Raw genomic sequence first — 26,134 nt, 5'->3', positions numbered from 1 at the left:
AGGGTGGTAGAATGATTGTGGAAAATGATTGGCAAATCCTACAAATCTTCACGATGAGCGATGACGAAAGAAGAGACCCGCTTTATGATTTTTCCCTTTTCATTTTTGTACCGTTTTTATTTGTCAAAAATCATTAGGCAGAGAGCAATTTTTCGATCTGGGCGCAGTGCTCTTCTTCATGGGCGACCAGCGAGCGGACGATGGCGAGCAGGGATTGTGGTCCGGCGGTTTCGTGCTGGCCGGTGCGCTGCCAGTCTTGCGCAAAGAGTTGCCGTAAGACCATGACGACTTCGATGCGTCGCAAGGTAAAAAGTGTCAGGGATTGATGCAGGTCACGGTTGACATAGTGGGCAATCTCGGCCCAACGCCGCTCGTCAAAGTCTACCAGCGGCGCATGATCACGCGCCAGTAGCATGTAGATACGCGAGGTGACAATATCGTCCACGGCGCGCATATGGGCGAAGATCTCGATCACTGACCATTCATCTGGTCCTGGTCGTCCACCAAGTTGCGCGGGCGTCTTGCCACTCGTCGCTCGTACCAGCCGATCAGGCAGGGCCGCCATATGTTGTACCAGCGATACCACCTCATCCCGAAATACAGTTTCCATCTAGCTAGCTCTCCTCTTTCTTTGCTCGGCAAAGTGTACGCGACACGACGCGAGCATACAGTCATTTTTGTCCCTTTATGATATCACTGCACCGGTCAGGAACAATACCGCTTCAACAAGAGCAATCTCGACGAATTCTGTAGGTGCGTGCCGAGGCCGCAGCCGAGGTGCGCTTTCCCCTTGCTCGTACGACCATCTCGCCCCAACGCCCTCTGGCATGATGCTGGACTGATATGCCTACGGTCTAGGGCATCGTACCATGAACGGGTAAGCGCACCTCGGTTGCGACCTCGGCACGCACCTACACTTCCCTTCGTCATTCTACGCTTCGTCATGCTCTTTATTTGAGCGGTATTGCCGGTCAGGGATGGTCGGTTGTGTCCAGATGGATCGCGTGGGTGGTATTGGTCATGCCGTACCAGGGAGAGGGCCAGGCAACCAGCGGGACAAAAATGTCAGCACGTGGTGATTGAAGGCGGCCGGGCATTCTATATTCGGGAAATGGGCCGTCTCGGGCATCTGGACCGTTTGTACGTTCGGCAGATGAGCTGCCAGCCAGTCACCTGCCTGTCCAATCATGGGATCGTCCAGGGTGCCGTTGATGAGCAGGGTGGATGTCTGGATCTCGGAAAGTCTCTGGTAGGCGGGCGGTTCCAAAATACGCTCATTGCCATAGCTGGCGATCCTGCGCTGGAGGGTCAGCAGTGTCATGTCATACACGCGCTGCCAGACAACAGGATCAAGCTGCGCCCGGACACGCTGCTGTCCAACTAACCAATGATCAACCTCGATTTCAGAGGCCAGCGCAAAATTGCCAGCCTTGATCGCCGCTATCTGCTCCCGCTGCTTCTCTCTGGCATCCACCTCCAGGAGCTGCGTTCCAGTCACAGGATAGCCACCGGGCAGCGCCGCGACCAGAATCAAACCATCCACCATCTCAGGATACAACAGGGCGAAATCGAGACAGACCGCGCCACCCAGAGCACAACCCAGCAGAAAGGCATGGGCGATACCAAGTCCCTTGAGCAGGCCATACAGGTCCTCATAATGTCTGATCAGACCACCGCCCAGTCCAGAGGTCCCATAGCCCTGCAAATCGTAGCGGATCACCTGATACTGCTGTGCGAACGCCTCCACCTGCGCATCCCACATGCGTCGATCCGCCATACCAGCATGCAGCAGAAGCAGCGTCGGTCCTGTCCCACAGCGCTCATAGGCCAGCGAAAGACCATTCTCCAGGAGCAGCGTTTCGGCGTCCATGCACATCCTTTCAATCCATAACACAGGCGTTGTGGGCGCGGCAAAGCAGCGCTCACCATCCATCAGCATTAGACTTCGGCTGGCTGCTCAGACAACAAGGTTTCGGTGCTTTGCCAGAGGCGTTTACGAGTGGCCTCGTCATAGGTGTCCTTCGTGCTTGAGACGGCCTTGCTTTTGGTGAAGTATTTTCCATTCACCTGCGCGACCTCCGGCGAGGTTGCCAGATAGAGCGTGGTCTGCGCGCCCTGCTCCGGCGTTAAGAAGACCAGTCGGCCGAGCCAGTTCAGCAGACCAAGCTGAAAGAAGTTCGTCGCAACCACTCCTGGATGCAGGCAGTTGGCCGTGACACCACTTCCCTCCAGCTGACTCGCCAGCTCATAGGTATAGAGGATCAACGCCAGCTTGGCAGATCCATAGGCGCGCATCCCACGATAGCGCTGCTTGCTCTGCAAATCATCAAAATCGATACGACCGAAGCGATGGGCAGTCGAGCTGACATTGATAATACGTGCAGGCGCGCTGGCCTTGAGTATATCTAAAAGAGAATTGGTGAGCAGAACAGGGCCAATATAGTTTAAGGCCCACGTCGTCTCCAGGCCATCAGCCGTCTCAACGCGCTGGTTAAACATCCCACCCGCGTTATTGATCAGGACATGGATGTGTGGATAGCGCTCGCGCACCTCCTGCGCCAGCTGACGCACCGACGCCAGGGATGATATGTCCGCGATCAAAAGATCGACCTGCTGGTTGCCGCTGACAGATTTGATCTCGGCCTGAGCTGCCTCGCCTTTCGCGCGATTGCGACACACCATCACCACATGCGCCCCCTGTCGTGCCAGCTCCCGGGCCGTCGCCAGCCCGATTCCGCCATTCGCGCCCGTCACCAGACACACCTTCCCCTGCATATTCTGATCAGCCATAGAATACCTCTTTCTGCTAAAATAATCATCTGCTACAAACATTCGAGAAAAAAAATACATACTCGACTATATAATAACTCAAAAAGCAGTCTGTTGGTTGCAATAATAAGTAGAAGATAGGAAAGTATGTGATAAAAACATATGTATGGGCATATCGATACGGTATCTGCGCGAGCCTGTTGCTTGCCTGCGCGGCATTACTGCGTATCCTGCTGGCCTCAAACAACTGGCCCTTGCTCAACGCGGATGAGGGTACGATGGGCATTATGGCCCTGCATATACAAAAGGGAGAGCATCCTGTCTTTTTCTATGGACAGGCTTATATGGGAGCGTTAGAGGCGTATCTTGGAGCAGGTCTTTTCTTTTTATCTGGTCGTTCTGCTTTTTCGCTGCGTTTGGGATTAATCCTGTTGTATCTGTTCTTTCTCCTCTGCCTGTATTTGTTAACGGCTCGCCTGTATACCAGGCGCTTTGGACTCTTTATCCTTTTGCTGCTCAGCCTGGGATCGAATGTGGTCCTTTCACGCCAGCTCAACGCGCTGGGTGGGTATATGGAGATTTTGCTGTGTGGGATGCTCTCGTTTCTGCTCGCCCTCTGGCTTGCTGACACAACTACCCATGCGCCTCCCCGATCCTTCTGGCGTTGGATGGGCTATACCTGTTGGGGTATCGTTGTTGGCATCGGCCTCTGGAGCGATCTGCTGCTGCTACCAACCATCCTGTGCTCTGGTCTGGTTCTCCTCTGCTTCTGCTGGCAGGACTTGAGGCGGGGAGCGCTGCTGCTGCTGCTGCTGGGAATGCTCATCGGTGCGTTCCCGTTGATCCTCCATAATCTGCATGCCGCTCCCGGCCAGGATTCCTGGTCGGTCCTGATAAACATGCAGGGTGCGCCCGCCTTTTCCATCAGCAGTATCGCGCAGCAGGTCAGCCGGACCATGCTCTATAGCCTGCCCGCCATCACCGGGAATCCCGTCTGCCATACGGATGACATGGCAGGCTTAAAATTCCTGGGCTTTGAACCGGTGCAGGCGATGAGTTCCACTTGCATCACCATCAGGGTTGGCTGGTCATGCGTCTATCTTTGCCTGCTCCTCTGCGTAATCGGATGGCAGATCATCCAGGTCCGCACGCACCTTTTGGGCTGGCGCAAGGATAGATTGAAAAGAAGGCTATCCACCGAGTTTATCCGTGCGGCTGTGGGGCTTGCAATGGCAATCCAGGCCGCGTTAACCCTGTATTCATTTATTCGCAGTCACGCCCCGCTGGATGGAGCCTCGGTCTACGCCCGCTATCTGATCTGCCTCTGGATCGCCACGCCCGTGCTGCTCTGGCCCCTCTGGAAAAGCGCGCAACGCATCTGTGCAATCCCAGGGCCACGCACGATCCTGGCAGGCATAGCGCTTCTGAGCACAGTCATCATTATGAGCTATGGCAGCATTGAAACGCTGAGCGAGATACCGCAGGCGCGGGCCGCCTATGCCTGGGAAGAGAAGCTCATCGCCTCCTTAGCACAACACGGCATCCAGCATGTCTATACGGATTACTGGACCTGTTATCGGCTGGCCTTTCAAAGCGCTGAACGCATCACCTGCGGCGTCCTGGCGGGCGGCTGCTCGCTCCAATCAGGAATGCATAACCGCTACCCACCCTATTACGAGCAAGCCCGGCGCGATCCCAATGCCGCCTACCTGCTCGACGGCAACACAAAATGCGCCAGCGCCCTACAGCGCAAAGGATACCATTACCGCTTCGCCACCAGCGGCTATCTCGTCTATCAATCTGAATAGATGAGAAGACACAAATGCTCGTCTTCATCGTACCACCATCTCCCCCATTGGGCTGTAGGTGCGTGCCGAGGTCGCAACCGAGGTGCGCTTTCCCGTTTATCGTACCACCATCTCCCCCATTGGGCTGTAGGTGCGTGCGCATGAGAACTGGAAAGCTCTGGATGGATAAGCTCTTCGCTTGAACATGGTGTCGACAACATGCTAGACTGAAAGGGTAGGAATAATTGTCCTACACAATTATTGGTCTACATTTAAGTGTGAGACTGAGAAAAGGAAAAAAGAACTATGAGCGAATGGCAAGAACGCAATGATAAAGTTATCGCTGAATTCCACGCCAATGGCGGTAAAGTAGAAGGATGGGCACAGTTGATCCTTTTGACGATCAAGGGTGCTAAAACTGGTAAACGCTATGTTACTCCCCTGATGTATGTGCCCGATGGGGACCGTATCTTAGCCGTGGCCTCAAAGGGCGGCTATCCCACCCATCCGGTCTGGTATAAGAACCTGCTGGTCAATCCCGATGTGACGGTTGAGGTTGGCACCGAGAAGTTCGAGACGGTCGCCAGGATTCTGACGGGCGAGGAGCGCGCAGAGGCATATGCAAAGGCGGAGAAGGTATTTCCACCTTATGCCGAATATAAGACAAAAACGGATCGCGAGATCCCTGTGATCGCGCTCGACCGGCCTAAGAAGTAGACGCGAGCCCAATCTCTCCACGATCTCTGTGCATGCTTTTTCGCACCTGCGGTGCTCAAAAGGTTTTAGTGTGTGGTGCAGGATATGTGCTTCGCACATATCCTGCACCACACACTAAAAAGGGCGTAGGCGCGCAAGCGCCAGCCAGCCAGCAGCAAGATCCCGGTGGTACTGGGAGGCTGACACTCTCTTATAAACGATATTTCGTGCAGTATTCCTGTTGGAGATTAGTGTGGCCCGGCTTGCCGGATACTGTCGTCTACCAGGTCGAACTGTGCGAAGTTCTTTTTGAAGCGTTCGGCGAGTTGCTGCGCCTGCTGATCATAGGCTGCGGGATCGCTCCAGGTGCCACGGGGCGCGAGGATGGAGCTGGGAACGTCGGGACAGAAGGCTGGCACGTGCAGACCGAAGATGGGATCAATAGTGACGTTGGCTTTATCGATCTCTCCGCTGATCGCTGCCCGCACCATGGCACGCGTGTAGTTGATATTGATGCGTGCTCCAATCCCATATGGCCCGCCGGTCCAGCCAGTATTGATCAGGTAGCAGCGGACATGATGCTTCTCGATACGCTCACGCAACAGGTTGGCATACTCGCCGGGTCGGCGCGGCAGGAAGGCTGCACCAAAACAGGAGCTAAAGGTGGCCTGAGGCGTGGTTACACCAGCCTCGGTACCCGCCAGCTTGCTGGTATAGCCGGACAGGAAATAATACATCGCCTGCTCGGTGGTGAGCCGTGAGATCGGCGGCAGGACACCAAAGGAGTCGGCGGACAGGAAGATCACGGCTTCAGGTTGACCGCCCATACCATCCATGACCACATTATCGATATAATCGATGGGATAGGCTGCGCGGGTATTTTCTGTCAGCGAGTCGTCTGCGTAATCCGGCTGGCGTGTCTTCTCGTCCAGCACGACGTTTTCATAGACCGCTCCGAAGCGGACGGCGTTCCAGATCTGAGGCTCATATTTCTCGGACAGATTGATGCACTTGGCATAGCAACCGCCCTCAAAATTAAAGACTCCATTCTCACCCCAGCCATGCTCATCATCCCCGATCAAGCGTCGACTGCTATCGGCGGACAGACTGGTCTTCCCGGTCCCGGAGAGGCCAAAGAAGAGTGCGACATCTCCATTCACACCGACATTCGCCGAGCAATGCATCGGCAGCACACCACGCGCTGGCAGGATAAAGTTCAGGACCGTGAAGATGGCCTTCTTCATCTCACCTGCGTATTCGGTGCCCGCGATCAGTACCAGGCGCTCTTTGAAGTCAATAATAATCGCCGCATCCGAGCGCGTCCCATGCGTGCGGGGATTGGTCCGAAAATGCGGAACACACAGGATAGTAAAGCCTGGCTGGTCACTTGTCTGATCGCTTTCTGTGGCACGCAAGAACAACTGCCGGGCAAAGAGATTATGCCATGCCAGTTCGGTAATCACCTGGATTGGCATACGATACTGAGGATCTGCCCCCGCCGCTGCATCCAGCACATAGACATCGCGGCCCTGCAAATAATCCGCGAGGCTGCGCCGCACAATCTCAAACGTATCAGGTGTCATTGGATGATTATTCTCACCCCACCAGATACGCTCGGTCGACTCCTCATTGGACACAATAAACTTATCTTTTGGCGAGCGACCCGTATGGGAGCCTGTTGTCGCGCTCAAGACACCATTGGCAGCCAGTTTACCCTCCTGCCGTGCCAGCGCATGTTCGATCAATACACCTGGGGAAAGATTCCAATGGATAGTACCCAGATTGACCAACCCATAGTCTTCCAAAGCCTTCCGGCTCATCATCATCGTCATCAGCCCATTCTCCTCTGGGGATATTCCCAATGCTAAGCACGCCGTTCACAACACTGGGGAGAAGCTCAACACGGAGCCTCTAACAGCGCATTCCCCGGAAGCAGGCACTCAACTCATCCAAATAGCCGACAAGCCCCATCGATCCAGAAAAACTGCATCACATTGACACACACGATAAGGATACCGATAACAGAAAAAACAGTACAATTGCATTTCGTGCGGTTAGTAAGAGCTTGCCACTATCAGTGAACCAACACTCCTGCTTGCCATAGAACATATTGTACCATCTATGATCTCAAGCGCCAACTCAACCATACCCCCAAACAGGACCTTTCTATCACCAAACCACCGTAGAAACCCCATCCTTCACGGGCAATACCGCTTCATGAAGAGGAATGAAGGCGCGTGGAGCCATCCGTAGGAACCACCCTTCACGGGTGGAGGGCCACGACCCTCTCGCACTCGCCTGCTCTGGGGCGGCTTTGGGGCGCAATGGCCATTCCCCTTCACCCGTGAAGGGTGGCTCCTACGGAAGCATCGGCGTTCCCCATGCTCCCTCTTTCCATTCATTTGTTGGAGTAGGTGCGTGCCGAGGTCGCAACCGAGGTGCGCTTTCCTCATCATCGTATGATATGCTCGCCCGTAGGCTCATCCGTACCCCGACAGCGGTGCCAGGGAACAAGAGAGAGCGTTGAAGCGAGATGGTGATACGTGTACGGGTAAGCGCACCTCGGTTGCGACCTTGGCACGCACCGACATTTCTCCATCATGATTCTCGTAAAAAATAGTCACTTTTTGTTCACTTTTTCATCACTTCTTTCGCACATGCTCTTTCTCGATCAAACATGTTGACAACTTCACTGCCAAAATGGTATATATCCCAATGAGCATTTGATGATTTTTTATCTGTATACAATGAAATTTCATCAAGAATAATTTGGAACCTTCTCCACACGCGCTCCCGCCAAAGCTGCGGGCTCTCTTAATTATGATCGGCGTTGGCCTCAAAAACCATTTGCTCTCTTTGAAGTAATTTCTAAGAAATAGTATCCTGGCCCGCAAGGATGCGGGCTACTCTCATGATGAGGACCGTCTGCAAGGATGTGGATGATCCTCACCTTTTCTCTCTTTTGTATGCAGGTCATTATTTACGCCGGACGACACGCATGCATCAACAAGGAGGTTATGAATGCAATCCAAGCGATTACGGCTAGTGATCACTGTTGTTCCCCTGCTACTCCTGCTGGCAGTCTTGACGGTGGGAACCAATCTTTCACAGGCTCATGCTGCAAGCGCAACGAGCACGATAGTAACGATAAACAATGGATTGGCCTCGACGCCGCCTATGGGCTGGAATGACTGGAACAAATATGGCTGTTCAATTAGCGATTCTCTGGTCCGCAAGCAGGCCGACGCCATGGTCAGTAGCGGCATGCAGGCAGCGGGCTATAAGTACATCAATATTGATGACTGCTGGGAAACGTCCAGCCGGGATAGCAGTGGCAATCTGGTCGCTGATCCCAACAAGTTCCCCAATGGCATCAAAGCGGTGGCCGATTATGTCCATAGCAAGGGCTTGAAGCTGGGTATTTATAATGATGCAGGCACAAAAACCTGCGCTGGCTATCCCGGTATGTACGGACATGAGCAGCAGGATGCCAATCAGTATGCTTCCTGGGGCATCGATTATATCAAGGTTGATTGGTGTAATACCTCCGGCCTCAATGCCCAGACGCAGTACACCAACATTCATAATGCTCTGGCGAACACGGGTCGGGCCATTGTCTTCAGCCTCTGTAGCTGGGGACAGGGCAGTCCCTGGCTCTGGGGTGCCTCAATCGCCCATCTCTGGCGCACCACCGGAGATATCAGCGATAACTGGTCCAGCATGATCAACAACTTCGATTCCAATTCCGCCCACGCCTCCTACGCCGGACCCGGTGGCTGGAACGATCCTGACATGCTCGAAGTCGGCAATGGAGGCATGAGCGCGACCGAATATCAGACTCACTTTAGCCTCTGGGCCATCTCGGCCGCACCACTGATCACCGGAACCGATCTGACCAACATGTCGGCCAGCACCAAATCTATTCTCACCAATAGCGATGTGATCGCCGTCGATCAGGACGCATTGGGCATTCAGGGTACCAAAGTCAGCGATAGCAATGGCTTGCAAGTCTGGTCCAAGAAGCTCCAGAGCACAAATACTGTTGCCGTCGTGCTACTCAACCGCAATAGCTCGGCATCCAACATTACCGTCAACTGGAGCAGTGTCGGCCTCTCAGGCAGCGCCAGCGTACGCGATCTCTGGTCACACAGCAACGTCGGCACCTTCAGCAATAGTTATACTGCCAACGTCGCGGGCCATGGCGTCGTCATGCTCACGATCGCGGCCAGCGGCAGCACAGGAGGTGGCGGCAGCTTCGATCCCAACGCTCATTACAAACTGGTCAATCGCAACAGTGGCAAAGTACTGGATGTCTCAGGTGCCTCGACCGCCAATGGTGCCAATGTCATTCAATGGACCGACAGTGGCGCTACCAACCAGCAGTGGAGCATCATCGCCGTCGGTAACAACTATAAGCTGCTCAATCACAACAGCGGTCAGGCCCTCGATGTCTACAACCGATCCACGGCGAACGGGGCCCAGATCGACCAATGGCCCGACAGCAGCACCACCAACCAGCAATGGAATATCGTTTCCGTCGGCAGCGGCTACTATAAGCTGATCAGCGTCAATAGCGGCAAAGCTCTCGACGTCAGCGGAGCCTCAACCGCCGATGGTACGAACGTCATCCAATGGACCGACAGTGGCGCTGCCAACCAGCAGTGGAGCATCGTCCAGGTCTAACCTAAATGAACGGTAACAGAGTACTAGTGCGAGCAAGAAAGCCCGACATTTCGGTCGGGCTTTCGCTATGGAGCCTATAATGCCTGGACGTAGACGACGAATTTGTCGCCACGATCAAATTCATTGAGGAACATGCCGAAGCTGGTGAAGCCGGGCGAGAGCAGCAGGATATCCCCTGGCTGTGCAAGCTGGACGGCGCGATCCCATGCCTCACGATAATCATTGAAGACGCCGCGCACAGGATTCTCTCTTCCCGCACGCTCGGCGGCACGCTGGATGGCGGGCAGGAGTTCGTCGGTCCCACTACCAGACAAAAGGATTACCTCTCGGCAGCGCTCGACGATACGTTCGGGCCATTGCTCTAAGGGCAGATGCTTGGTGTTTCCTCCTGCGATCAGGACAATTGGATCTTTAAAGGCTTCGAGGGCGACCTGTCCGGCGATGGGTGTGGTGCTGGTACTGTCGTTGATATAACGTACGCCGTTCAGTTTACGCACGTCGGCCAGGCGATGCTCGACGCCATGGAAGCGGCGCACCGTCTCGGCGATAATCTGATCCGGGATACCGAGCAGGCGGGCGGTCGTGGTGGCGAGCAGGATGTTTTCGAGATTATGGCGACCGGCCAGCGGGGTGTCGCTAAAGATAAAGGGAGTGAGTTGCGTGCTTTCAGCTTCTGCGCGGGGAAAGCTGCCGCCGCGCTCCAGGCTGGTATAGTAGCTCTGGGCCGGGGCTTGCGCGCCAAAGCGCCGCGTCCAGGGATTATCATAATTGAAGATAGCGATATCCCCGGCTTTTTGATGGCGGAAGATGTTGGCCTTGGCCTCCGCGTACGCCTCCATGCCGCTATAGGTATTCAGGTGGTCGGGATAGATATTAGTCATCACTGCGACCGAGGGACTGATTTTATGCGGCGCTAATCCCTCCAGTTGCCAGCTCGATAGCTCAAGCACGACCAGCGTCTCAGGTGTGATGTGTGGGAGCAGGGACAACGTTTCCACGCCCGCCACATTGCCACCGATCAGTGTCGGCGCGCCGCTGGCCCGTAGAATCTCATAGATCAGGCTCGTCGTCGTCGTCTTGCCGCGCGTCCCGGTAATCCCAATAATGCGACCGGGACAGGCCAGGAAGAACAGGCCAATCTCCATCTCAATCTGCGCCCCATGCGCCTGTGCCAGTTGGATGTATGGTGAGGTCCACGGCACACCCGGATTGCGGATCACGATCTCGGCCCACAGAAAATCCTCCTCGCGGTGCTCACCTAGAATAAACTCAATCGGCAAGCCAGCCAGAGAACGCACGCTGGGAGCCAGCACCTCAGGCGATCCCATATCCGTCACCCGCACCTGAGCCCCTTGCTGAGCCGCATAGCGTGCCGACGCCATCCCAGATCCTTGCAGACCCAGACCCATCACCAGAACTCGTTTTCCACGCAAATCCATACAGAAAAACCTCGCTTCACACAATCTTCAATTTCCCCCATCATAGCAGAATGCATCCCCCGACACAAATCGCGGCCACCCTTCATGGGCAATACCGCTTCAATAACGAGAATCATGATGGAGAAATGTAGGTGCGTGCCGAGGCACCCATAAGCATTAAGTTAAGAGTAATTCGAGTTCCCAATCCAAGCCATTGACCAATAATTGGGCCGTGCTTGGATGAGCAGCTCGTCGATCCAATTGGCATCCTGAACGGAAACAGCACAAAATGGACAGCACCGTTTTGTGCACCCCTCCTTCACAAAAGGCGATCATTAACCGGTTTATTTCATGGCGTATGCAGGCTGCGGCTTTGACAATGCTGCGATAGGGATCCAGCCAGCACCCTTCTTGCATGAGGGCTTGCTGCATGATCATCGCACACAATTTGGCAGAGAACTCACTGAGCTGACGAGACGGATTCTTGCTGCGCCATTCATCAATTTTGCCATCTTCCTTCCAAAGACGGAAAAGCCGTTCGATTTGCCAGCGCAGTCGCAGCAACACCAGTATCTGCGAGAAATCGGCAGTCGTGCGGGCGATATTGGTCAGCACAATGCTCCATCCGGCAAAAAAGAGCACGTCTTCGCCTGGTTGACGACCGTGTTTCTGAGCGGTCTCCTTCATCCGTTCTCGACGCTCGTTGGCCACGTCTTCAGGAACCTTCACGACAATCAAACGAATCGCCAGAGGGTCGTGTTTTCCCAGGACGACCCCCAGTTCCCGGACCTGGCCCACCTGCTGGGGAAGAAGGCCTTTCAAATCAAGGCGATGGCCACTGCGGGTGTACAAGATCGTCCTGGGCTGCCAGCGCGTCACAAAGAAGCGTTTTTCTGCTTTCGTGAAGCTGCCTTTGCTTCCTCGGGCGATGGTTTGCAAGCGCTTGATTGCAAAGAAGCCCAGATCCGCGAGATAAAGACATCCGGGCACCAGGTCTTCTTCGTGAAAGGGACCGCGATGATCACTCGTTCGCGCGTTCGTCAGTTCTGGCCCCAGAACCTGTCCGGTTAACACATTCCAACGCACAAAGATCTTGAGGGCCGCCTCGCCTCTCCCCGCGTTTCCGCCACATCCTTGCCACATCCCCGCCAAACAGGCTGGCAAGTGAATGGTACTGCTGTCTTCGACGATCACGGCGCGAAACGTTTGGAACAAGGCAATCTCCACCTTGTCACTTTGCAAACGGACCTGAGCAAAGCGTTGCAACACACGCCGGAACAGCTCGGCCGTTGGGGCGGTGAACCGTTGACAAATGGCCGATGCGCTCACTTTCACCGCCCGGCGACCCATCATTTGAGCGAGTCCACTCAAGCGCAGATCAGGGATTTGCCAGAAGCCAAAGATCACCGTCATCACCAAGGTCACGCTATCGAGTCCCTCTTTCCTCTTTCTTTTGACGGCTCCTGTCTCGCGTGCCAGGGTGGGAACCTCGTTTTCTAAAATCGATTGAAACTCCTCCATCGTCTGTGTTACACTCATTCTTAGTTGCTCCTTTTTGCCATCACGAACTCTGTTTTTTTTCTATGATGACAGATGGAGCTTTTTTTGTCACCCCTCTTTTTTATCTCATCCTTTCTTACCTTAATGCGTATGGGTGGACCTCGGCACGCACCTACATCGCTCCCCGACTCTCTGTCCCATGGGCGGAATGCCCAGAGACAGCCGTTTCAAAACGCGGTATAATGTTGAGTACACGAACGAAAACACGTTTGCATTGTTCTGGTGAGTCCACAAACTTTCTGTCGTTTCTCTCTTATATAGTCATAGATACGTAGAAAAGAAGTTGATGCTGATGAATGCTGGATACACAACACACCTCGAATATATTCTAAATACCCTCTCGGCTGGCGTTGCACTGCTAGATGCAGATACGCTCACGATTCGCTATGTCAACCCCTACCTGGCGACCGCCGGTGCAGCGCTCTGGCAGTCCGCGCCCATGGTTGGACAGACCATAGCACAAATTCTGCCCGCCCCCTTCTATACAACCATTCAGCCGCTCCTGCTGCAGGCCAGGGAGTCCCGCCAGCGGATGGAGTGGGCCGAGGTTCCCTTTGAGGGCTTTCTGGAGGAACGTGGACGCACCTACTGGCATATTACGCTGGAATTGCATACTCCTGCATCCTCGATCATCTCCAATCTCACGGAAACGCCTGAGACGACTGAAATGTTGATGATCACGCTTGAAGATAACACGAACGCGGTGCGGGCACGCCTCCAACTACAGGCTATTCATGCCATTTCCTCGGCACTGGCCGGACCTTCCTCGCTGCCGCTGGTACTGGAACGCATCCTGCATGTGTTGCGACAGATGTTTGGCTCCAAACGCTGCGCGATCTTCCTGCTGGACCATTCTCTGCCCGCCGTGGAGACGCATCTGGCGGATTTAGAGGAGAGTAGTAGCGACGAGACGGCGGGTACCCCACAGGTGGAGCGTCTGGTGGCCCAACTGGGCATTCATCAGATCTCTCGCGACTGGCATGCCGCCGTGGATGAGAGTATCCTGCTGGGCACGGTGGCACGCGAGCATCGTAGCCAGATCATCACCGATACCAGTACGACGCCGCAGCTCGTCTTCCCCTACCTGGAACATCAGGGAGAGCCGCACCGGCCCGGCTCGGTGCTCTGTGTCCCCATTTTTGAGCCACAACCCAATCAATCCCTCAATGTGGCGTTGGATGCGGGTCTGGGCCTGGATGGAGATCAGAAGACGGTCTTTGGTACTATCGAGGTCTATCATCTGCGCGCCCGTGGTTTTCCGGCGGAAGAGGTTGCGCTCCTCGAACAGTTCGCGCAGCAGGCGGGATTGGCGATTCAGAATGCGCGCCTCTTCCGGCGTATTGATCGCCTGGCCCGCACGGCCAGCCGCATGGCGCGTCAAAAAGATAATATTATGCAGGCCATGCCCGATGGTGTGGTGATTGTCGATCCGCGCTGGCGTGTGGCGGATATCAATCCAGCGGCCTGTAACCTGATGGGTTGGGATGAGACGATCCGGGGACAGGACTATATTGAAGCCTTGCGGCACAGTCCGGCCATCATCCAGGATAACTTGCTCATGCAGGAGAATCCTACGGCTGAGATTGAGCAACGCGCCCTCTCTGGCAGTAGTGACAGCTTCAAGGTGATCAGTATGGCTGGCCGCGCCTACAGTATCCAGGTGACCTATACCCCGATTCGAGATGAAGTGGGCGACATCTTTGCCTTCATTGTGATCTATCACGATATTACCAAACAGGTTGCGGCCCACAAGCGCATCGAGGCCGAGGTCGTGGCGCGCACAGCCGAACTGAAACAGCGCAATCAAGCTCTGCAAGCGGCCCAGATCGCGCAATCCACGACCAGCGCCCGCATGGCCCTGCTGCTCGAACGCCTGCCCAGCGGCGTGATCCTGGTCGAGGCGCAGGACAACCGGATTACGGTGATTAATCAGCAGGCGATTGATCTGCTGCAAAGAATGGGAGCAGACTTTATACCCGACGATGATCGCCCGGAGGCGGTCAGTTGCGCCACCGATCAGGATCTAGAGCTGATATTGCGCTCCATCGACCACCATAGTCTCACCGGCTCGCTCCTGTCGTATGAGGAACATCCCCTCTACGCCGCGCTAAAGCTAGGAGTGAGTAGCGAGGCCGAACTACAAATCCGCCTCAACGATGGGCAGGTCCTTTATATCCTCGCCAATGCCGCGCCGCTACGCGCCCCCGATGGCAGTATCGAGAGCGCCATCCTGGTCTATCAAGAGATCACCCGGCTCAAACAGCTTGAGCGTGTGCGCGAGGACTTCTTTACCACCATGGCTCATGAGCTCAAGACGCCGCTGGCAAATATTCGCGCCCACCTCAGCGCTCTGCTGGCGCGGGATATCGAGCTCAGCCGCGAGGAGCAGTTCGACTATCTACAGACTGCCGATGAACAGGTGGATCGACTGGTTGGCATGATCAATCATTTCCTGGATGCATTCCGTGTCGAGGCCGGTGCATTGCGCCTGGAATTGGAACCAATCCTGCTACCAGAACTCTTTGAAGAGGTACAAGAACGCCTGGAGGCCTTAATGACCTCCGCGCAATGCACCCTCCAGATCAACATCCCAGAATCCTTACCAGCCGTGCGGGGGGATTACGAGCATCTGCTCAGCGTACTCACCAACCTGCTCAGCAACGCCTTCCGCTACGCGCCCGATGGAGATGCGGTCCAGCTCACTGCCAGCCTGATCAGCGATCATCCCAAACAGCGACCGCACAGCGTTCGTATCAGCGTCACCGATCATGGTCCCGGCATCAGCAAAGAGCAGCAGGTTCAATTGTTTACGCGCTTCACGACCTTTGCCGCCATGACGCGACCCAGCAGTGAGCAAGATCTACTTGCCGAGCGTGCGCACAGACAAAAAGCCACCCGCTGGAGTCCCGCCACCGGCCTCGGCCTCTACATCAGTCATGGTATTATTGAAGCGCATGGTAGCCAACTCGAACTCACCAGCAATCCAGGTCAGGGAGCGACCTTCGCCTTTACCCTTCCCATTTATCGTGGGAAGCGGCGTCAAGCGCGCCCGGTAACGTCGCCAACCGCATTACTTATCGAAGGGGATTAAGCGCTATGTCTACCACTGAGAAAAAAGCACGCATCCTTTGTGTTGAAGACGATGCGCAGATGCGCACCTTCCTGCTCGCCCAGCTCAAGGCGCGTGGCTATCAAAGCCAGGCCGTACGAGATGGCGCGCAGGCCGTCGATCTGGCCGCCATCTTCCAGCCGCACCTCGTCCTGCTCGACCTCTCACTCCCCACGCTCGACGGCCTCACCTTCCTCAAACACTTCCGTGAATGGAGTCCCGCGCCCGTAATCGTGCTGTCCGCACATGATGAAGAACCAATAAAGATCAAAGCCCTCGACCTCGGTGCCGACGATTATCTCACCAAACCATTTAGCATCAACGAGCTCCTGGCACGGCTCCGTGTCGCATTGCGACGTGCCGAAGAGATCGAACACCTGCGCAACAGCGTCAGCGGCCATGAACGCCTGCACCCCTTCTATCGCTGTGGGGGCGCGCAAGGACTGACCGTCGACTTCGCCCATCGCCAGGTCACCGCCGGTGGCAACGAAGTCCACCTCACTCCCACCGAATACGACCTGCTCAGCGAGCTTACCCGTAACGCTGGCAAAGTCCTCACACACCGCGAACTCCTGCAACGTGTCTGGGGACCCGACTATAGTGGTGAAAACACCTACTTACGCACCTTCATGCGCCATCTGCGCCGCAAACTCGAACCAGATCCCGCTCAACCCCGCTTCCTGCGCAACGAACTCGGAGTCGGCTACTACGTCCCCCCCTCCGACAGCGACAAAACCCTCCCCTAAAAACAAATAAATAAAGCCCGAATATGAGATTCATCAAGAGGACCATGTTCATGTTGTCTATGCAATTATCCTTCACGGGAAGTCCGGTCGCTGTTTGGCGAGAACACGGGATGTGGCAAGGAGACAGCATGCCTGCTGTTGAACACTCTCACATGCTGGTGGCCATCTCCTTGGAGGGTGAGATCTTACGCAGGCGTCGCTTCTGGTAGAGAGAGCAGGAGCTGCGCCACCTCAGAGGCACCATCCAGTTGGGGCCAATGCCCCTTCTTCGGCAGGAGCGAGAGGTCTGAAGTCGGAAAGGCCTCGTGCAAAGAGCGGGCAACGCCAGTGTTCAGATAGGGGTCCTCTGCCCCGAAGATGATCCGCACGGGGCGATTAAACCTCTTGAGATCAGGCATGCGTTGCATATTGGCCCGCAAGGTTGCATGCAGATCACTCGTCAGACTGAGCACCGCTGGGAAAGTACCTGGCGTTCCGGCAAATTGCGGCCAGATCATCTGCAAGAATCCCTCTGGCACCCCTGCGGAACCTTGATTGAACTGACGCCCCTGCCACCTGAAAAGCCACTCCGCCACCATGAGATCCTCCGTGATAGCGCCGGCCAGAGCAGCATAGGCTGGATCAGCGAAGAGGCTGATCCATTCTGGAAAGCGCAACGTGGGAGTGTATCCATAGTACGTATTGAGTAAAACAAGCGCAGACACGCGTTCCGAGTGGTCCAGAGCCCAGTTGATCGCCACAGGGCCAGACGCGTCATGAGCGACCGGGACCACCTGGTCAACCTGCAAGGCTGCGAGCACCGCGTGCAGTTCCTCCTCTTGCTGCTTCGAGGTATAGGCGTGATCCACTGGCTTGTCAGATGCTCCCCAGCCGAGAAAGTCAAAGGTGATGATCTCTCGCCCATGCAGGGCTGGAATGAGGCGATCGTAGATGTGCAAATTGTCAGGGAAGCCGTGCATCAAGACGAATGCGGGACCCGTTCCCGCATAATGGCGGACGGAGATGTTGGACGCCTGATGTGAGACCAGATGTTCACTGTAGGGCTGCGATGCATTCATGAGAGAAAACTCCTCCAATACATGTGTGGGTGGTTTGTTATTGATCCGTCGTCGAACACGTTGACGTTTTAGTCATGCGACATCCTCCCATTGCATGTTTCTCCAGAGAGATGCTCCTTTTTCACCATGTATGGGTGTAAAGTGACCCATCCTTCCCCGGAAATAGGTCAGCGGCATCCCTTCTGTTGCCTGGGCGGCTTCGACTTCGGCAAGGAACACTGTGTGCGTCCCACCCGAAACGCTCTCTACGACGCGACACTCGATCGTAGCCAACATGTTGTCCAGCAGAGGCACGCCCAAATCTCCATACGAGACGCTCAGGCCAGTGAACTTGTCGGCGCGAGACGTGGCGAATTTCCGGGCCACTTCGCTTTGACTCTCCTGTAAGATGTTCACAGCAAAGACACCAGACGCTTCGATGGCATTTCGTGTATTCGAGGTTTTGTTAACACAGATGAGCAGCATCGGTGGGTCAAGTGACAGCGAACTAACGGCACTGGCTGTGAGTCCGTAATCAATTCCCTCGTGGCGCGTGCTAATGATCGTGACGCCGCTGGCGAAGTGACTCATCACGCTCCGAAAGCGTTCTCGGTCCACCAGGTGATGATGGTGCTGCTCGGTTTTGGAAGTTATGGGTTCCATGTTTCCTCCTGCATGCGTGGGACAAAGCTTGAAGCAGGCATCCACGCCTTCTGCTAGCCCACCCATAGTCGGTACAGGATATCCATATCGACTGTGGGTGAGCTTTCTCGGCCATGCTCCTGTTTCAGAGTACGAACGGTGCAAGGACCTGAGGCCCATGTGAACGCTAGATGTTGACCGTGTTGGGTTCGAGGCCGCAGCGAATACGCCCATAGAGTTCGAGATTGGTGTTCGGATGGATCATCCCTTGCAGGTTCGCGGCCTGGATATCTCGTTCGATCTGTTGCATGGGTACACTCTTGTAGATCGACGATCCCCCACTGGCCGTGTTGAGGATGTCGATGGCCTCCTTCGCCAGCCGGGCCACCATCCCAGCGTCCATTCGCACACGGGCGCGCTCTTCGAGCGTCCATTCCTCGCCGTTCACCGACTTGGTATCCACCAGGCTTGCTGCACGGAGTGCATGAAACTCGGCCTCGTCGATCTTCATGGTCGCCTCGGCCACCTGCAGGTGGGTGATTGGGGCCTCAGCCTGTTTGGGATACGTCGTGTAGGCGATGCCTCGCCCCGGAAGCCGCTGGAAAAAGTTGGTTAGAGCGGCCTTGGCCAAACCCAGTGGAGCCCCGCTGGCAGCAGCGGCGATGGTCGGAACCATGGGCGTTCGGTAGATCGGCACATCACTATTCTGTGTCGAGGCAGACTGCCCCTGGAGCAAGGAAATCACCGAGATAACGTGTTCTGCCGGAACGAAAATCTCCTTCGCTCTGCTGCTGACGCTGCCCGTCCCACTCAGACCTGCGGTATCCCAGTCATCAATCACCTCAAGCTCCTTCGTGGGAGTAAGAACGGCGACCGGCGCTAGTCCCCCTTCTGGGGTTGTAGACATCGCCGCCATCAAGCTCCACTGACTGTGCAATGAACCTGAGTGGAAGTGCCACTGTCCGCTCAAGATGAAACCGCCATCACGACGTTCCACCTTGCCAGTCGGAGCCAGGGTCCCACTTACCCGGACATTGGGATTGGCAAAGACCTCGTCCTGCACAGTGTCGGGAAACAGGCCCAGCAACCACGTGTTGGAGGCCAGTACCCAGGCGACCCATGCGGTTGAGCCGTCCCCCTGTCCAAGTTCGGCCAGCACCTCGACCAGGGTGCGCATGTCGGCCTCGTAGCCACCATAACGTTTGGGCAGGCGCAACCTGAAGACACCAGCCTGCTCCAGCGCCTGGAGCACTTCGTCATGAAGACGCCGATGTTGTTCATTCCAGGACGCATGCTTCTGAAGTGTGGGTACAATTTCTGATGCACGGCGCACCAGTTCTGTTTGGGTGGAAATGGAAGTAGTTGTCATCATATTCTCCTTGAAACGAGTCATAATTCGTTGTGTCAACAGGTGTGCACTTTTCTCAATGGTCATCGAGAAGGCTTTAGCTGTCCCCAGATCAAGATCAGGTCCTTTGCTTCTCTTCTCTCAGCAGACCTATGGCAACGCTTCAATGCCTTTCTTGGAAATCATGAAGACGTTTCCCTCTCGATTCCTGGGATGACTTGCCAACTCGACGACCGCATTTGCAACATCTTCCGGTGTTTGCGACGATCCCCTCCTTTTGATGAAATCAGTAGCTGAAAGACCGACAGAGGAAGCGTACGCCTCGACCGCAGCTTTTCCCAGTTCTGTTTCTGGCATCATGCCCCCTGGTGCAAGCGCAAGGAAGCGCATATCGAGCTGCAAGCGCTCAGCTTCTTGCTGGGCGTAATGGGCGATAAACATCTGTGTTCGCTTTGAGCCAGCGTAGCCACCGGAAAGCGGTGAACCACCAATGGCTGCACCACTGGAAATCAGGATAATGGTCGCCCCAGAGGAAAGCGGGGTGGTCAGCGCGGCCTGAGCGAAGAGCAACGACATCTTGACCTCGCTATTCCAGTTGCGCGAGAACTGCTCGAAGGTTTGCTCTACAAGTGGTGCCGCATATGGGATAGCGCCCGCACTGATAACCAGGATATCGGGCAAAAGTGTGGCAAACACCGTTGCAGGAGCGCGTTCGTCGCTGGCATCAAGCGCGAGTAAGCGAACGCCTGGAAATGCATCAGCGAGCTTTTTGAGCGGCTCTTCCTGCCGCGCGACGGCAAGCACCTGCGCGCCTTGTGCGTGGGTTGCGGCAACAATAGCGCGTCCCACACCTTTACTACCTCCTACGACGACGACATTCTTGCCGTATAAGCTTTGTGTGTTGATCTTTTGGTCCATACACCCTTCTTTCTTCTCCGTATTATACAGAACAGTTCTGTTCTATTCTTCTCTTTGAGAGTATACAGAACAGTTCTGTTCTTTGTCAAGAGATCTGGAACATCGTTGAAACTTACGCCTGGCAATTTCCCTCTCTTGCAGAAGACGGATCTTCGTGCTATACTGAGACACAGAACTGTTCTGTTCAAGAACGAAAGGTGGGAAGAAATGACAACAAAACACTCATCGGCGCGCCAACGTCTTCTGGAGACGGCGAGCGAGTTGTTTTATCGAGAAGGGATTCGTGCCATTGGAGTCGATACCATCGTCGAGCGATCTGGTGTGGGAAAGGCCACCCTCTACCGGCATTTCCCCACCAAAGATGATTTGATTGCCGCCTATATTGCAGAAGAGGACCGAGCTCATCAGCAGTGGTTTGAAGAAATCATCGCATCTGATCGTTCGCCAAAGGAACATTTGTTGACATGGTTCGAGGCTTGCGATCAGCGCATCAAGGAGCCAGGGTTTCGTGGATGCCCTTTCTTGAACGCGATGACGGAAATTGCTGAGACGGAGCATCCGGCATATCAACATGCAGTCCAGCACGAACGAGCCTTACGAGATCGCCTGGCTCAGCTCAGCCGACAGGCGGGTGCGCGCGATCCCGAACAGCTGGCTGATCAACTCCTGCTGGTTGTCAACGGAGCGCTTGCTTCCGCCTCACTCTTCGGCGAAGCTTCCCCAGCGCATCAACTCAAAACGATCGCTGCTCATTTGATTGATCTACAACTTGAGCGTGCCCAGACAAGGTCTTGAGATAAACGCCATGCGTTCTCGATACGCGAGGACTCTTCTCATTTTCTCTCTTGACATCTGTCAAATGCGGGTATATACTTACATCATGAAAAGGACGTTTCCCTGTCACTGCACAACTCTGCGCTACGCAGCGCAAACGCTCACCGAGGTCTATGATCGAGTCCTTGCGCCCAGTGGTCTCAAGGTGACTCAATATGTGCTTCTGGAAAGCATTCTTGAGGATGAAGCCGAGCAAAGCATTACCGACCTGGCCCAAAAGCTGGGAAGTGATCGTTCGACCATTGGAAGGAATGTGCATATTCTTGTGCGCGACGGGTTGGTCTCTCTGAGCAGAGGAAGCGACCGACGAGAGCATACTGTATACGTCACCAAGAAGGGACGTGAAACTGTTTCTCTCGCCAATCCCTTGTGGCAAAAGGCACAGACCGCAGTTGCAGATACACTCGGATCGGATCAGCTGACCATGCTGAAGGCGCTGCTTTCTCAATTGGAAGAGATGAGCATCTAATTTTTTTGGCGTGATGCGGGTATATACCCGCATTGGGCAAGAAGGAGTTCAGCCATGAAGTCTGGCGAGTTCTCGTGTGTCGATAGATTGGAGCCTGGTTGCGTGGCCTTTTCCATCTTCGTTCTGTTTTGTATGCCTCTCTGCTGGTCATGGCCTGTAGAGTCGGGTTCATAATGGAGGAAGATGATGAGTTCAAAACAGTTTTTGATTACAGGAGCAACAGGAACAGTAGGAGCAACCGGCAGAAAAACCGCCGAATTGCTTCTTGAGCGAGGCCATCATGTAAGGGCATTCGTTCATCAGTATGATGAACGTAGTGCCCAACTAGAACAACAAGGCGTCGAGATCGTCGTGGGAGATTTGCTCGATTTCACTACGATTCGGCCTGCCCTTGAAGGTGTTGGGGGAGCCTACTTCGTGTATCCCATTGCTCCCGGCCTCATCGAGGCAACCGCTTCCTTTGCTCAAGCCGCCAAAGAGGCCAATGTGCCAGCCATCGTGAATATGTCGCAAATCTCAGCAAGACGCGAAGCCAGGAGTCACGCGGCGTTCAATCACTGGATGGCAGAACGAGTGTTTGATTGGTCTGGTCTCGCTGTCACCCATCTGCACCCGACGTTTTTTGCCGAAAGTTTCGTGGCTCTCTACCAGGCGCAAAATGTCAAAAACGGTTTGGTGCAATTGCCGTTTGGCGAAAGCAAGCATGCCCCCATCGTGGCGGAGGATCAAGCACGTCTCATCGCAACCATTTTAGAAAATCCATCAGCGCATACTGGGAAAATCTATCGAGTATTTGGTCTCAAAGAGTACACCTACGCTGAGGCATTCGAGAAGATCTCGCAGATCTTGGGACATAAAATCACGTATGAAAGAATATCCCTTGAAGCGTTCCACGAGCAATGGGTGATGGCGGGCCAGCCCTTCGTTGGGCAGCATCTCGTAGAAGTTGCCAAAGACCATGCAGCAAACATTTTCTCTGGCACAGATGAAGTGATTGAGCAGATTACGGGTCAGCCGCCAATGGACCTTGAGACATATATCAGAACACATCGGGAGGCATTTGAATGAGTCGGCGGCATGACCATGGACAGCATGTTGCGCGCTTCATGTTGATTGTTTGCTCTCCCATTTCATTCTTACAATTCTTAACAATTCGTCCATTTCATTCGCAAATGGATACTGGGACCATCTAGATTGCAGATTATTCCTGGAGAGAAAGGTGACCAACATTGACACAGAAACAAGAGAAGCACTCCCCGCGCGAACGCGTTGGACTGCATCTTTATCCTCATCCGCAGATGATTGATACGCTGGTCCAGGTCGAGGATGCAGGCGTCGATCACGTCTGGATATCCTCTGGCCCCCCGTTCAATCCTGATCTGCTCACCACGCTGGCCGTGGCGGCTGGTCACACCTCGCGCTTGAAGTTTGGAACGTATATTCTCCATGCCCCAGCGCGTCATCCTGTCTTCCTGGCTCAGCAAGCCCTGAGCTTTCAGGCCATTGCTCCCGATAGACTGCTGCTAGGCGTCGGGACCGGCTCGCCAGCGCTGGCAAAGCAGCTTTACGGGAGAGAAGTAACGCCTCAACTCGCCTATTTACGTGAGTATGTGCAGGTGTTGCGTCAGGTCTTGCACCAGGGAGAAGTGCATCATCAGGGGCACTTTTTTACGGCTGATGCTTCTTTGCACGCTTCCGCACACATTCCTGTGTTTATCTCTGCGTTAGGACCACAGGCGTTCCGGGTGGCCGGTGAGGTCGCCGACGGCGCCCTCCCCTATGCCTGTCCCATCCCCTATCTCCTCAATACGGCTCTGCCCGCGATGAACGCGGGAGCAGCAGCGGCCAGCCGACTGCGACCACCGCTCGTCGGTCAGGTGTCAGTTGCCTTCACAGAGGATCGTGCGATCGCCTTAGAGGCCGGGCGGCAGACACTGAGCTTTGCCGCCAGAGACTACCGCACCATGTTCCTGGGGGCCGGTTTTTCGGAGCGGGAGGTCGATACCGTTGCAGATAGCTTTGTTGAGAAGCTTATGGTCTTTGGCAGCGAGAGCAAGATAAAAGATCACTTGCAGAAACTGCTCGCGACAGAGATTGATGAATTGGCAATCAGCCTTATAGGGGTCTCAGATCCTGTGCAGGAGCAAGTGCGCCTGGCGCGGTTGATGGGCCAGCTCTAAAGGTTCTGACGGCACGTGCCGCGAGCAGGTGGTTACCACCATGACGCGCCATCCAACCGGCAGAATCCGTCATTGAAAAGTGAATCCCAAAAAGGAAAAGGAGTACAAAAGACATGAAAATTGCATTGTTTGGCAGCGGTATGATTGGACAGCGTGTCGCCCAGGAAGCGCTCAGCAGAGGACACGAGGTGACGGCTATCGTGCGTAATCCAGCTCGCATCCAGTTCCGCCATCCACAGTTGACGCTCAAAGAGGGAAACGCCCTCAATCCAGAGAGCGTGACACAGCTGGTTGCAGGATATGACGTGGTGGTGAGCGCCATCAAACCTTCTGAGAAGCAGCCTTTGTCCGCTGTGGCAGAAGCCGCGCAGTCTCTGTTAGAGGGGGTGAAACGTGCTGGGGTGAAGCGTCTGCTTGTGGTTGGTGGCGCAGGAACTATGAATGTTGCGCCCGGCGTGCGGGCCTTGGACGTCGTCCCAATTCCAGAGGAATGGAAACCTGAGGTGATGGCTAAAATGGAAGAGTGGGAGATCTATCGCAAGAACAGTGATCTAGACTGGACCTATTTCAGTCCTCCCGTCTTCATTGAGCCAGGCGAGCGCACCGGCACCTATCGCCTTGGCATCGATCAACTGGTCATGAATGCACAAGGGGAGTGCCGCATCTCAGCCGAAGATTATGCCGTGGCCTTGCTCGACGAGCTTGAGCAGCCTCGCTTCGTTCGCCAGCGCTTCAGTGTCGCTTACTAACAGCCATTCCTCCCAGGTGTGTCGAGTCGGGTGGACCTGGCTCTTCACACTGGGATGAAACCACTAGTACATTGAGGCGGAAATCCTGGCGTGCTTGCATGCGTTTTTTTGCGTACACTACCATACCGCTTCATGAACCGGAGAAGATCTCCGGGCCGCGCTACAACCCGACCGTCATGTCTATGATCGACCGCTAGACAACGGCGCAGGCATGCGCCTGGAGCTATCAGGAACGATAAGTCGCCTGACTTACCGTTCCTGGATCGGCTCATCCCATCCAACACGGAAACAGTTGCCCATGCAGTCAACAGCAACAAACATTAGTCAGATTAAGGCAGCTATTTGGGATCAAGCGTTCACCGGCAGAGCACGGGTGTAGTCACCATCAGGAGGCGGAAAGGGCAACTCCTGACATTGATGCGCGTGGGGCCACTGGTATCCCGTTGAGAGTGTCAGAATTGAGCATGCTGGCCGCCAGCTCCCCAGAATGCAGCAACGCGTGCAATCTCACGCCGCGCCTGCTCACGTCCTACTCTGGCTGCGATTCCCAGCAGAGAAGGATCAAGCGCATTGCCGCCTGCGGAGGCCAGCGCCACCTTCATCGCCTCATCGGGAGTGATCACCTCGACCTGTGTTCCATTCCGTCGCAACCGCTCTATTTGCTCGTCCATGCTTTCCACGACTAAAAGAGGAGGAACATCGGGCTGGAGGACCAGCACTCTGTCGAAGCCAGCGGCCAGGTCCGCATTCGCCATCGAGTAGCAGCCGCCATCGATATAGCGATGTTTCTCGATAGTCACTGGTGGCCAGACACCAGGCAATGCGCTACTTGCCCCCACGGCATCAACCAGGTCCACACCAGACGCACGATTGAAAACGATCCGCTCGCCGCTGAATGCATCAACCGTCACGATCTCCAGTCGCGCCTGAGGCCAGCGATGCACCGGGAGCCGTGAGACAATCACTTCTCGGCGCTTCGCCTCTGCCACCGTAGGAGTGGAGAGCGCGAGAGCGCCCATCCGTCGCAGGATCTCCGTACCGCTGCCTCCTTCCTTTTGGATACGTGTTTGACACTCCACCCGGATAAATCCGGGGGATTCTTCTTTCCACCATCCGACTTGCTCAGCAGGATTGCTCCTGGAGAGTAGCGGTCCGATGTCCAGAAGCGTTTCATGCACTCACGGGTGCA

The 26,134-nt window shown here is 55.1% G+C and carries 21 protein-coding genes; 10 read left to right on the top strand and 11 right to left on the bottom strand.

Features of this window, described 5'->3' with window-relative positions; translation table 11 throughout:
• Positions 1-133 precede the first annotated feature (133 nt).
• From F1593_RS22495 to F1593_RS22485, 3 genes are all read right to left on the bottom strand, one after another.
• Positions 134-610, bottom strand: a complete 477-nt coding sequence (locus F1593_RS22495; RefSeq protein ID WP_149403809.1) for a DinB family protein — start codon at positions 608-610, stop codon at positions 134-136.
• A gap of 408 nt (positions 611-1,018) precedes the next feature.
• Complete coding sequence (locus tag F1593_RS22490) at positions 1,019-1,870, bottom strand: alpha/beta fold hydrolase (protein ID WP_172632353.1); 852 nt, start codon at positions 1,868-1,870, stop codon at positions 1,019-1,021.
• A gap of 68 nt (positions 1,871-1,938) precedes the next feature.
• The gene (locus tag F1593_RS22485) at positions 1,939-2,790 is read right to left on the bottom strand and encodes an SDR family oxidoreductase (protein ID WP_216368963.1); all 852 of its coding nucleotides are present in this window, start codon (positions 2,788-2,790) and stop codon (positions 1,939-1,941) included.
• Positions 2,791-2,918: 128 nt separating this feature from the next.
• Between F1593_RS22485 and F1593_RS22480 the strand changes: the two genes are divergently transcribed.
• Both F1593_RS22480 and F1593_RS22475 read left to right on the top strand, forming a co-directional pair.
• Complete coding sequence (locus F1593_RS22480) at positions 2,919-4,577, top strand: hypothetical protein (protein WP_149403807.1); 1,659 nt, start codon at positions 2,919-2,921, stop codon at positions 4,575-4,577.
• A 285-nt stretch (positions 4,578-4,862) separates the two neighbouring features.
• A complete protein-coding gene (locus F1593_RS22475; protein WP_149403806.1) occupies positions 4,863-5,273 on the top strand; it encodes a nitroreductase family deazaflavin-dependent oxidoreductase in 411 nt (136 codons plus the stop codon).
• Between the two features lie 227 nt (positions 5,274-5,500).
• Here the strand turns inward: F1593_RS22475 and pckA are convergent, their stop codons facing one another.
• Complete coding sequence (pckA, locus tag F1593_RS22470) at positions 5,501-7,084, bottom strand: phosphoenolpyruvate carboxykinase (ATP) (RefSeq protein ID WP_149403805.1); 1,584 nt, start codon at positions 7,082-7,084, stop codon at positions 5,501-5,503.
• A gap of 1,189 nt (positions 7,085-8,273) precedes the next feature.
• Here pckA and F1593_RS22465 point away from each other — a divergent pair.
• Positions 8,274-9,935, top strand: coding sequence for an RICIN domain-containing protein (locus F1593_RS22465; protein WP_149403804.1), 1,662 nt, complete (start codon positions 8,274-8,276; stop codon positions 9,933-9,935).
• A 74-nt stretch (positions 9,936-10,009) separates the two neighbouring features.
• Here the strand turns inward: F1593_RS22465 and murD are convergent, their stop codons facing one another.
• The gene (gene murD, locus F1593_RS22460; RefSeq protein WP_149403803.1) at positions 10,010-11,374 is read right to left on the bottom strand and encodes a UDP-N-acetylmuramoyl-L-alanine--D-glutamate ligase; all 1,365 of its coding nucleotides are present in this window, start codon (positions 11,372-11,374) and stop codon (positions 10,010-10,012) included.
• 156 nt (positions 11,375-11,530) lie between these two features.
• Positions 11,531-12,892 carry an IS4 family transposase gene (locus tag F1593_RS22455; protein ID WP_149403802.1) on the bottom strand — a complete coding sequence of 454 codons (1,362 nt, stop codon included), beginning with the start codon at positions 12,890-12,892 and terminating at the stop codon, positions 11,531-11,533.
• Between the two features lie 313 nt (positions 12,893-13,205).
• On the opposite strand from F1593_RS22455, the gene F1593_RS22450 reads away from it, so the two are divergent.
• The gene (locus F1593_RS22450) at positions 13,206-16,004 is read left to right on the top strand and encodes an ATP-binding protein (protein ID WP_172632352.1); all 2,799 of its coding nucleotides are present in this window, start codon (positions 13,206-13,208) and stop codon (positions 16,002-16,004) included.
• Between the two features lie 5 nt (positions 16,005-16,009).
• Positions 16,010-16,768 carry a response regulator gene (locus F1593_RS22445; RefSeq protein WP_149403800.1) on the top strand — a complete coding sequence of 253 codons (759 nt, stop codon included), beginning with the start codon at positions 16,010-16,012 and terminating at the stop codon, positions 16,766-16,768.
• Between the two features lie 185 nt (positions 16,769-16,953).
• Here F1593_RS22445 and F1593_RS22440 read toward each other — a convergent pair whose 3' ends face one another.
• The 4 genes from F1593_RS22440 to F1593_RS22425 all read right to left on the bottom strand — a co-directional run bounded on the left by F1593_RS22440 (position 16,954) and on the right by F1593_RS22425 (position 20,713).
• On the bottom strand, positions 16,954-17,826 hold the full coding sequence (locus F1593_RS22440) for an alpha/beta fold hydrolase (RefSeq protein ID WP_149403799.1): 873 nt from the start codon (positions 17,824-17,826) through the stop codon (positions 16,954-16,956).
• 72 nt (positions 17,827-17,898) lie between these two features.
• Positions 17,899-18,468, bottom strand: coding sequence for a flavin reductase family protein (locus tag F1593_RS22435; RefSeq protein ID WP_149403798.1), 570 nt, complete (start codon positions 18,466-18,468; stop codon positions 17,899-17,901).
• Between the two features lie 166 nt (positions 18,469-18,634).
• Positions 18,635-19,816, bottom strand: coding sequence for an acyl-CoA dehydrogenase family protein (locus tag F1593_RS22430; protein WP_149403814.1), 1,182 nt, complete (start codon positions 19,814-19,816; stop codon positions 18,635-18,637).
• A gap of 129 nt (positions 19,817-19,945) precedes the next feature.
• The gene (locus F1593_RS22425; protein ID WP_149403797.1) at positions 19,946-20,713 is read right to left on the bottom strand and encodes an SDR family NAD(P)-dependent oxidoreductase; all 768 of its coding nucleotides are present in this window, start codon (positions 20,711-20,713) and stop codon (positions 19,946-19,948) included.
• Between the two features lie 207 nt (positions 20,714-20,920).
• On the opposite strand from F1593_RS22425, the gene F1593_RS22420 reads away from it, so the two are divergent.
• The 5 genes from F1593_RS22420 to F1593_RS22400 all read left to right on the top strand — a co-directional run bounded on the left by F1593_RS22420 (position 20,921) and on the right by F1593_RS22400 (position 24,945).
• Positions 20,921-21,508, top strand: a complete 588-nt coding sequence (locus F1593_RS22420) for a TetR/AcrR family transcriptional regulator (protein ID WP_149403796.1) — start codon at positions 20,921-20,923, stop codon at positions 21,506-21,508.
• 85 nt (positions 21,509-21,593) lie between these two features.
• Positions 21,594-22,016 carry a MarR family winged helix-turn-helix transcriptional regulator gene (locus tag F1593_RS22415; RefSeq protein WP_172632351.1) on the top strand — a complete coding sequence of 141 codons (423 nt, stop codon included), beginning with the start codon at positions 21,594-21,596 and terminating at the stop codon, positions 22,014-22,016.
• Between the two features lie 183 nt (positions 22,017-22,199).
• On the top strand, positions 22,200-23,084 hold the full coding sequence (locus F1593_RS22410) for an NmrA family NAD(P)-binding protein (protein WP_235932669.1): 885 nt from the start codon (positions 22,200-22,202) through the stop codon (positions 23,082-23,084).
• A gap of 161 nt (positions 23,085-23,245) precedes the next feature.
• Positions 23,246-24,196: an LLM class flavin-dependent oxidoreductase gene (locus tag F1593_RS22405; RefSeq protein ID WP_149403794.1), complete on the top strand. Its 951-nt coding sequence runs from the start codon at positions 23,246-23,248 to the stop codon at positions 24,194-24,196.
• Between the two features lie 113 nt (positions 24,197-24,309).
• On the top strand, positions 24,310-24,945 hold the full coding sequence (locus F1593_RS22400) for an NAD(P)-dependent oxidoreductase (RefSeq protein WP_149403793.1): 636 nt from the start codon (positions 24,310-24,312) through the stop codon (positions 24,943-24,945).
• A 452-nt stretch (positions 24,946-25,397) separates the two neighbouring features.
• On the opposite strand, the gene F1593_RS22395 is transcribed toward F1593_RS22400, so the two are convergent.
• On the bottom strand, positions 25,398-26,024 hold the full coding sequence (locus F1593_RS22395) for a patatin-like phospholipase family protein (RefSeq protein WP_149403792.1): 627 nt from the start codon (positions 26,022-26,024) through the stop codon (positions 25,398-25,400).
• Positions 26,025-26,134 lie beyond the last annotated feature (110 nt).

The sequence above is a fragment of the Dictyobacter arantiisoli genome (assembly GCF_008326305.1).
Taxonomy (GTDB): domain Bacteria; phylum Chloroflexota; class Ktedonobacteria; order Ktedonobacterales; family Ktedonobacteraceae; genus Dictyobacter; species Dictyobacter arantiisoli.
Note: the sequence above shows the minus strand (reverse complement) of the source record. Positions and strands in the feature narration are given on the sequence as shown.

Coding starts and splice junctions, on each gene's coding strand:
- F1593_RS22495 (WP_149403809.1), bottom strand. CDS start 610: ATGGAAACTGTATTTCGGGATGAGGTGGTATCGCTGGTACAACATATG.
- F1593_RS22490 (WP_172632353.1), bottom strand. CDS start 1,870: ATGGACGCCGAAACGCTGCTCCTGGAGAATGGTCTTTCGCTGGCCTAT.
- F1593_RS22485 (WP_216368963.1), bottom strand. CDS start 2,790: ATGGCTGATCAGAATATGCAGGGGAAGGTGTGTCTGGTGACGGGCGCG.
- F1593_RS22475 (WP_149403806.1), top strand. CDS start 4,863: ATGAGCGAATGGCAAGAACGCAATGATAAAGTTATCGCTGAATTCCAC.
- pckA (WP_149403805.1), bottom strand. CDS start 7,084: ATGACGATGATGATGAGCCGGAAGGCTTTGGAAGACTATGGGTTGGTC.
- F1593_RS22465 (WP_149403804.1), top strand. CDS start 8,274: ATGCAATCCAAGCGATTACGGCTAGTGATCACTGTTGTTCCCCTGCTA.
- murD (WP_149403803.1), bottom strand. CDS start 11,374: ATGGATTTGCGTGGAAAACGAGTTCTGGTGATGGGTCTGGGTCTGCAA.
- F1593_RS22455 (WP_149403802.1), bottom strand. CDS start 12,892: ATGAGTGTAACACAGACGATGGAGGAGTTTCAATCGATTTTAGAAAAC.
- F1593_RS22450 (WP_172632352.1), top strand. CDS start 13,206: ATGAATGCTGGATACACAACACACCTCGAATATATTCTAAATACCCTC.
- F1593_RS22445 (WP_149403800.1), top strand. CDS start 16,010: ATGTCTACCACTGAGAAAAAAGCACGCATCCTTTGTGTTGAAGACGAT.
- F1593_RS22440 (WP_149403799.1), bottom strand. CDS start 17,826: ATGAATGCATCGCAGCCCTACAGTGAACATCTGGTCTCACATCAGGCG.
- F1593_RS22435 (WP_149403798.1), bottom strand. CDS start 18,468: ATGGAACCCATAACTTCCAAAACCGAGCAGCACCATCATCACCTGGTG.
- F1593_RS22430 (WP_149403814.1), bottom strand. CDS start 19,816: ATGACAACTACTTCCATTTCCACCCAAACAGAACTGGTGCGCCGTGCA.
- F1593_RS22425 (WP_149403797.1), bottom strand. CDS start 20,713: ATGGACCAAAAGATCAACACACAAAGCTTATACGGCAAGAATGTCGTC.
- F1593_RS22420 (WP_149403796.1), top strand. CDS start 20,921: ATGACAACAAAACACTCATCGGCGCGCCAACGTCTTCTGGAGACGGCG.
- F1593_RS22415 (WP_172632351.1), top strand. CDS start 21,594: ATGAAAAGGACGTTTCCCTGTCACTGCACAACTCTGCGCTACGCAGCG.
- F1593_RS22410 (WP_235932669.1), top strand. CDS start 22,200: ATGATGAGTTCAAAACAGTTTTTGATTACAGGAGCAACAGGAACAGTA.
- F1593_RS22400 (WP_149403793.1), top strand. CDS start 24,310: ATGAAAATTGCATTGTTTGGCAGCGGTATGATTGGACAGCGTGTCGCC.